Below are 5312 nucleotides of genomic sequence, written 5' to 3'. Positions count from 1 at the left end.
ACCATGTACCGCTGTGCACTCCCGCTGGCGCTGGCCGTCAGCTGTCTGGCCGCCCAGGCCCAGACGCACCGCTTCTTCACGCCTCAGACCCTGCGTGGCGAACTCGTCGTCACCCAGCACCCTGACGTGCTGTTGAACGGCAAGTACGCGCGCCTCGCACCCGGCAGCCGCATCAAAGGCGACACCAATCTGCTGGTGCAGCCAGGCGCCATCACCGGCCAGAAGTTCATCGTGCACTACACGGTCGAGAACAGCGGCTTGATCATGGACGTCTGGCTGCTGAACCCGGCCGAGATCGCCAACAAACCCTGGCCGACGACGCCGGCCGAGTCGGCAACCTGGCAGTTCAACCCGGGCAACCAGACCTGGAGCAAGCCATGAGCGAGGTCGTGACAAAAAAGGTCTTCATCAAGACCTTCGGCTGCCAGATGAACGAGTACGACTCGGACAAGATGGCCGACGTGCTGGGCGCCGCCCAAGGCTACGAACCGACGACCGATGTCGAGCAGGCCGACCTCATCCTGTTCAACACCTGCTCGGTGCGTGAGAAGGCGCAGGAGAAGGTCTTCAGCGACCTCGGCCGCGTGAAGCACCTGAAGGCCAAGGGCGTCATGATCGGCGTCGGCGGCTGCGTCGCCTCGCAGGAAGGCGCGGCCATCATCGAGCGTGCACCCTACGTGGACATCGTGTTCGGCCCGCAGACCCTGCACCGCCTGCCCGCCATGCTGGATGCCCGCCGCGAACAGCGCCGCCCGCAGGTGGACATCTCCTTCCCCGAGATCGAGAAGTTCGACCACCTGCCGCCGGCCAAGGTCGAGGGTGCCTCGGCCTTCGTCTCCATCATGGAAGGCTGCTCCAAGTACTGCAGCTACTGCGTGGTGCCCTACACCCGCGGCGAGGAGGTCTCGCGCCCGTTTGACGACGTGCTGACAGAGATCGCCGGCCTGGCTGACCAGGGCGTCATGGAGATCAACCTGCTGGGGCAGAACGTCAACGCCTACCGCGGCAAGATGGGCGATACGCCTGAGTTCGCCGACCTGGCCCTGCTGCTGGAATACGCCGCCGAGATCCCCGGCATCCGCCGCCTGCGCTTCACGACCAGCCACCCTAACGAGTTCAGCCCCCGCCTCATCGAGGCCTACGGCAAGATCCCGCAACTTGTGAACCACCTGCACCTGCCCGTCCAGCATGGCAGCGACCGCATCCTGATGGCGATGAAGCGCGGCTACACGGCGCTGGAGTTCAAGAGCATTGTGCGCAAGCTGCGCGCCATCCGCCCGGACCTGCGCTTGGCCAGCGACTTCATCGTCGGCTTCCCCGGCGAGACGGACGAAGACCACGCCAGGCTGATGAAGCTGGTGCACGACGTCGGCTTCGACGCCTCGTTCAGCTTCATCTTCAGCCCCCGCCCCGGCACGCCGGCCGCGGCGCTGGAAGACACGACGCCCTACGAGGTCAAGGTCAAACGGCTGCAGGAGCTGCAGGCGGCCATCGAGGCACATGCCATCACCATCTCGCAAGGCATGGTCGGCAAGGTCGAGAAGGTGCTTGTCACCGGCAATGCGCGCAAGGACGTCTCGGAGCTGATGGGCCGCACCGAGTGCAACCGCATCGTCAACTTCCCCGGCTCGCCGCGGCTGATGAACCAGCTGGTCGATGTGCGCATCACGACGGCCTTCGCGCATTCGCTGCGCGGCGAGGTCGTGACGACGGAAGACGTGCTTAGCGCTTGAAACTCAGCAGCCACCATTGCGGCAAGGCCACGCCGAGCACCAGCAAGGCATAGCCCGCCATGCGGCCATCTCGGCCCAGCAGGATCAGCGTGGCGATGGTGGCCGCCGTGCCGCCCGCCGCACCCCAGGCCCACAACCGTTGCCACGCCAGAGGCTTCGCCACCCGCCGCCACAGGCCCTTGATCGCCAACGCCAGTAGCGCCGCCAGCCCCCAGGCTGGGGCAAAGAGATTCGCGATGTGCCAAAAGGCGTCAAGTGGGCTCATTCGGGCTTGACCGATGTCAGATGCGGAAAAGCCGCGAATCCTACAATTCACGCCCATGTCCGTCTTTGCTCTCGGCCTGAACCACAACACCGCCCCGCTCGATCTGCGCGGGCGGTTTGCGTTCACGCTCGAGCAGCTCGCCCCTTCACTGACCGGCCTGCGCCAGAAGCTGTCCGGCACGCCCGAGGCGGCCATCCTGTCGACCTGCAACCGCACCGAAGTCTATGTGGCCGCACCGTCGACCCTGGTGCAACCGGCCATCGCTTGGCTGGCCGATGCCGGCGGCGTGCAGGCCGGCGCCTTGCGCGAGCATGCCTATGTGATGCAGGGCAGCGATGCCGCTCGCCATGCCTTCCGCGTCGCGGCCGGCCTGGACTCCATGGTGCTGGGCGAGCCGCAGATCCTCGGCCAGATGAAGCAGGCCGTGCGCGAGGCCGAAAACGCCGGYGCGCTGGGCACCACGCTGCACCAGCTCTTCCAGCGCAGCTTCTCGGTGGCCAAGGAGGTGCGCAGTTCCACCGAGATCGGTGCCCACTCCATCAGCATGGCCGCCGCCGCCGTGCGGCTGGCCGGCCAGCTGTTCGAGGATCTGGCCAAGACCCGCGTGCTCTTCGTCGGTGCCGGCGAGATGATCGAGCTGACCGCGACTCACTTCGCGGCCAAGACACCGCGCCAGATGGCCGTGGCCAACCGGACTCTTGAGCGCGGCGAGAAGCTCGCCACCCATTTCGGCGCCGAGGCCATGCGCCTGGCCGACTTGCCGGAGCGCCTGCATGAGTTCGACATCGTCGTCTCCTGCACGGCCTCCAGCCTGCCGCTGATCGGCCTGGGCGCCGTCGAGCGGGCGCTGAAGAAACGCAAGCACCGCCCGATGTTCATGGTCGACCTGGCCGTGCCGCGCGACATCGAGCCCGAGGTCGCCCAGCTGGACGACGTCTATCTCTATACGGTCGACGAGCTCGCCGCCCAGGTGCAGACCGCCGGCGAGAAACGCCAGGCCGCCGTGGCCCAGGCCGAGGCCATCGTCGAGACCGGCGTGCAGAGCTTCATGCACTGGCTGGACCAGCGCCACACCGTGCCTCTGATCCAGGCTCTGCATGCCCAGGCCGACGACTGGCGGGCGCTGGAGATCGCCCGCGCCCGCAAGCTGCTGGCCAAGGGCGCGGACGTGGACGAGGTGCTGGATGCGCTGTCCAAGGGCATCACGCAGAAGCTGCTTCACGGCACGCTGGCCGAACTGCACGCCAGCGACGGCGAGCAACGCCTGCAGTTGGCCCAGACGGTGTCGCGCCTCTTCCTGCGCGGCAAGCAGTCTTAGCGGCGCTCTCAAGCCGCCGCTCGGTGCATCGCTTGCGCCGCCCCTGACCGCATTCCCGTTCCGTGCCCATGAAAGACTCCCTGCGCCAGCAGTTCGACCGCCTCGGCTTCCGCCTCGCCGAGCTCGACACCATCCTTGCCGACGGCAGCGTCGCCTCGGACATGAAGCGCTACCGCGCGCTGACCAAGGAGCAGGCCGAGGTGTCTGGCCTGGTCGAGCGCTACCGGCGCTATCTGCAACACGAGGCCGATCTCGCCGCGGCACGCGACATGCTGGCGGACGCTGAGATGGCGGAGATGGCCCGCGAGGAAATTGCGTCCAACGAGACAGCACTGACGTCGCTCGACGCAGAGTTGCAACTCGCGCTGATCCCCAAGGATCCGGACGACGAGCGCAACGCCTTCCTCGAAATCCGCGCCGGCGCCGGTGGCGACGAGGCGGCCCTGTTCGCCGGCGACCTGGCGCGCATGTATCTGCGCTTCGCCGAAGGTCAGGGCTGGCGCACCGAAATCCTGTCCGAGAACATCTCCGACCTCGGCGGCTACAAGGAACTGGTCGTGCGCGTCGAGGGCGATGCCGTCTACGGTCGTCTCAAGTTCGAATCCGGCGGCCACCGCGTGCAGCGCGTGCCGGCGACCGAAACCCAGGGCCGCATCCACACCAGCGCCTGCACGATCGCCGTGATGCCCGAGCCCGACGAGGCCGAGGTCATCACGCTGAACCCGGCCGACCTGCGCATCGACACTTTCCGTGCCAGCGGCGCCGGTGGCCAGCACATCAACAAGACCGATTCCGCCGTGCGCGTCGTCCACCTGCCCACCGGCATCGTGGCCGAATGCCAGGACGGCCGCAGCCAGCACAGCAACAAGGCCAAGGCGCTGCAGGTGCTGCAGGCGCGCATCCAGGAGAAGGAACGCAGCGAGCGCGCCGCCAAGGAGGCTGCCACGCGCAAGGGGCTGATCGGCAGCGGCGACCGCAGCGACCGCATTCGCACCTACAACTTCCCCCAGGGCCGCCTGACCGACCACCGCATCAACCTGACCCTCTACAAGCTGGGCCAGATCATGGACGGCGACCTCGGCGACGTCATCCAGGGCCTGCAGGCGGCGCAGGCGGCCGAGCAGTTGGCTCAGCTCGAAGAAGGCCGGGCGTGACAATCGATGAGGCGCTCGCCCTCGCCCGCCAGCTCGGCGTCGAGCGCGGCGATGTGCAGACGCTGCTCGGCCACCTGACCGGCCAGGGCCGCGCCTGGCTTGTCACCCACGGCGACGCACTCGCACCCGGCGCCGAAGCCGCGCTGCAAAGGCTGGCCGCAGGTGAACCGCTGGCCCACCTGACCGGCTGGCAGCCCTTCCACGGTCTGATGCTGCAGGTCACGCCGGCCACGCTGATCCCTCGGCCGGACACCGAAACCCTGGTCGACTGGGCGCTGGAACTGCTCGCCGCCCTGCCGGGCCAATCCAGCGTCGCCGACCTCGGCACCGGCAGTGGCGCCATCGCGCTGGCCATCAAGGCCGCCTGCCCGCACGCCCAGGTCACGGCCGTTGACTTCAGCGCCGACGCCTTGGCTGTTGCTCGCGCCAATGGTGAACGCCTGGGTCTGGCCGTTGACTGGCGGCACGGCAACTGGTTCGCGCCGCTGGCCGACCGGCGCTTCGACCTCGTCGTCAGCAACCCGCCCTATATCGCCGGCGACGACCCGCATCTGCCAGCCCTGCGCCATGAGCCGATCACGGCCCTGACGCCTGGAGGTGACGGACTGGCCGACCTGCAAACCCTGATTGATGTTGCACCGCAACACATCAACGATGGCGGCTGGCTGCTGATGGAACACGGCTGGGACCAGGCCGAAGCGGTCGCCGCCCGCCTGGCCGCACGGGGTTTTGCCCAGGCCATGCTGAGATGCGATCTGRCTGGTCGACCCCGGGCCAGCGGGGGCCGCTGGCGTGCAACTAGCTGAAACCTCCCCGAAATGTGTGATGTATTGCTGCCAGTT

General features: G+C 67.6%; 6 protein-coding genes. 5 read left to right on the top strand and 1 reads right to left on the bottom strand.

Annotated features, from left to right (window positions below; translation table 11 throughout):
• The coding region (locus AC1DU6_RS19220) for a hypothetical protein (RefSeq protein ID WP_477858938.1) at positions 1–381 on the top strand (381 nt) is incomplete at its 5' end.
• The gene (gene miaB, locus AC1DU6_RS19215; RefSeq protein WP_457322675.1) at positions 378–1733 is read left to right on the top strand and encodes a tRNA (N6-isopentenyl adenosine(37)-C2)-methylthiotransferase MiaB; all 1356 of its coding nucleotides are present in this window, start codon (positions 378–380) and stop codon (positions 1731–1733) included. The genes AC1DU6_RS19220 and miaB, both read left to right, overlap by 4 nt.
• Here the strand turns inward: miaB and AC1DU6_RS19210 are convergent.
• Positions 1723–1998 carry a hypothetical protein gene (locus tag AC1DU6_RS19210; RefSeq protein ID WP_457322674.1) on the bottom strand — a complete coding sequence of 92 codons (276 nt, stop codon included), beginning with the start codon at positions 1996–1998 and terminating at the stop codon, positions 1723–1725. The genes miaB and AC1DU6_RS19210 overlap by 11 nt on opposite strands.
• 55 nt (positions 1999–2053) lie before the next feature.
• On the opposite strand from AC1DU6_RS19210, the gene hemA reads away from it, so the two are divergent.
• From hemA to prmC, 3 genes are all read left to right on the top strand, one after another.
• Positions 2054–3316 (top strand): glutamyl-tRNA reductase, encoded by a 1263-nt coding sequence (hemA, locus tag AC1DU6_RS19205; RefSeq protein ID WP_477858937.1) that lies wholly within the window; start codon positions 2054–2056, stop codon positions 3314–3316.
• A gap of 68 nt (positions 3317–3384) precedes the next feature.
• Positions 3385–4470 carry a peptide chain release factor 1 gene (prfA, locus tag AC1DU6_RS19200; RefSeq protein WP_457323378.1) on the top strand — a complete coding sequence of 362 codons (1086 nt, stop codon included), beginning with the start codon at positions 3385–3387 and terminating at the stop codon, positions 4468–4470.
• A complete protein-coding gene (gene prmC, locus AC1DU6_RS19195) occupies positions 4467–5276 on the top strand; it encodes a peptide chain release factor N(5)-glutamine methyltransferase (RefSeq protein ID WP_477858936.1) in 810 nt (269 codons plus the stop codon). The genes prfA and prmC overlap by 4 nt, the downstream gene beginning before the upstream one ends.
• Positions 5277–5312 lie beyond the last annotated feature (36 nt).

The organism is Roseateles sp. P5_B10 (assembly GCF_056400485.1).
This window is presented reverse-complemented; position numbering and strand designations above follow the sequence as displayed.